The 2,026-nt window shown below is 48.5% G+C and carries 1 rRNA gene; it reads left to right on the top strand.

Annotated features, from left to right (window positions below):
• Positions 1-2,026: ribosomal RNA gene (locus EGT49_RS12330) — 23S ribosomal RNA — on the top strand; the annotation flags it as partial.

The following is a 2,026-nucleotide window of genomic DNA, read 5'->3' as shown; positions in this document are numbered from 1 at the left end:
CCACTCCATTCAGTATCCTGAGTACGGCGGAACACGAGAAACTCCGTCGGAATCCGGGAGGACCATCTCCCAAGGCTAAATACTCCCTAGTGACCGATAGTGAACCAGTACCGTGAGGGAAAGGTGAAAAGTACCCCGGAAGGGGAGTGAAATAGATCCTGAAACCGTGTGCCTACAAGTAGTCAGAGCCCGTTAATGGGTGATGGCGTGCCTTTTGTAGAATGAACCGGCGAGTTACGTTAACATGCAAGGTTAAGATGAAAAGTCGGAGCCGTAGCGAAAGCGAGTCTGAATAGGGCGCCCTAGTATGTTGATGTAGACCCGAAACCAAGTGACCTACCCATGACCAGGTTGAAGATGTGGTAAAACGCATTGGAGGACCGAACTCGTGTATGTTGAAAAATGCTGAGATGAGTTGTGGGTAGCGGTGAAATTCCAAACGAACTTGGAGATAGCTGGTTCTCTCCGAAATAGCTTTAGGGTTAGCCTCGGGGATTAGGATCGTGGAGGTAGAGCACTGTTTGGACTAGGGGCCCGTCTTGGGTTACTGAATTCAGATAAACTCCGAATACCATTGATCTATACCCGGGAGTCAGACGATGAGTGATAAGATCCACCGTCGAAAGGGAAACAGCCCAGATCACCAGTTAAGGTCCCAAAATTCATGCTAAGTGGAAAAGGATGTGGAAACGCATAGACAACTAGGATGTTGGCTTAGAAGCAGCCATTCATTCAAAGAGTGCGTAATAGCTCACTAGTCGAGTGATTCTGCGCCGAAAATGTACCGGGGCTAAGCATGATACCGAAACTGTGGATGCATCGTAAGATGCGTGGTAGGAGAGCGTTGTAAGAGCATTGAAGCTGTACCGTGAGGAGCAGTGGAGTTCTTAGAAGTGAGAATGCCGGTATGAGTAACGAAAGACCAGTGAGAATCTGGTCGGCCGCAAGACTAAGGTTTCCTGGGGAAGGCTCGTCCTCCCAGGGTTAGTCGGGGCCTAAGATGAGACCGAAAGGTGTAATCGATGGATAACAGGTTGATATTCCTGTACTAGTTTATTTTGTTTGAACGATGGAAGGACGCAGGAGGATGATGTGTGCACGCTGATGGATATGCGTGTCCAAGCAGTTAGTCTTGAGTTGAGTCAAATGCTTAACTCTTTAACGATAAGCTGTGATGGGGAGTGAAATTTTAGTAGCGAAGCACAGTAACTCACACTGCCAAGAAAAGTTCCTAGTTAGAAATAAACTACCCGTACCGCAAACCGACACAGGTAGTCGAGGAGAGTATCCTAAGGTCAGCGAGTGAACTCTCGTTAAGGAACTCGGCAAAATGACCCCGTAACTTCGGGAGAAGGGGTGCTGGTGTAACAGCCAGCCGCAGTGAATAGGCCCAAACAACTGTTTATCAAAAACACAGGTCTATGCTAAATCGTAAGATGACGTATATGGGCTGACGCCTGCCCGGTGCTGGAAGGTTAAGAGGATCAGTTAGCTTTTGCGAAGCTGAGAATTGAAGCCCCAGTAAACGGCGGCCGTAACTATAACGGTCCTAAGGTAGCGAAATTCCTTGTCGGGTAAGTTCCGACCCGCACGAAAGGCGTAATGATTTGGGCACTGTCTCAACGAGAGACTCGGTGAAATTATAATACCCGTGAAGATGCGGGTTACCCGCGACAGGACGGAAAGACCCCATGGAGCTTTACTGTAGCTTGATATTGAGTTTTTGTGTGACATGTACAGGATAGGTAGGAGCCGTTGATATCGGAACGCTAGTTTCGATGGAGGCATTGGTGGGATACTACCCTTGTTATATGAAAACTCTAACCTACATCGTTTATCGCGATGAGGGACAGTGTCTGGTGGGCAGTTTGACTGGGGCGGTCGCCTCCTAAAATGTAACGGAGGCGCTCAAAGGTTCGCTCAGAATGGTTGGAAATCATTCGTAGAATGTAAAGGCATAAGCGAGCTTGACTGCGAGACTGACAAGTCGAGCAGGGACGAAAGTCGGACTTAGTGATCCGGTGGT

It is taken from the genome of Companilactobacillus suantsaicola (assembly GCF_004745525.1).
GTDB lineage: Bacteria > Bacillota > Bacilli > Lactobacillales > Lactobacillaceae > Companilactobacillus > Companilactobacillus suantsaicola.
This window is presented reverse-complemented; position numbering and strand designations above follow the sequence as displayed.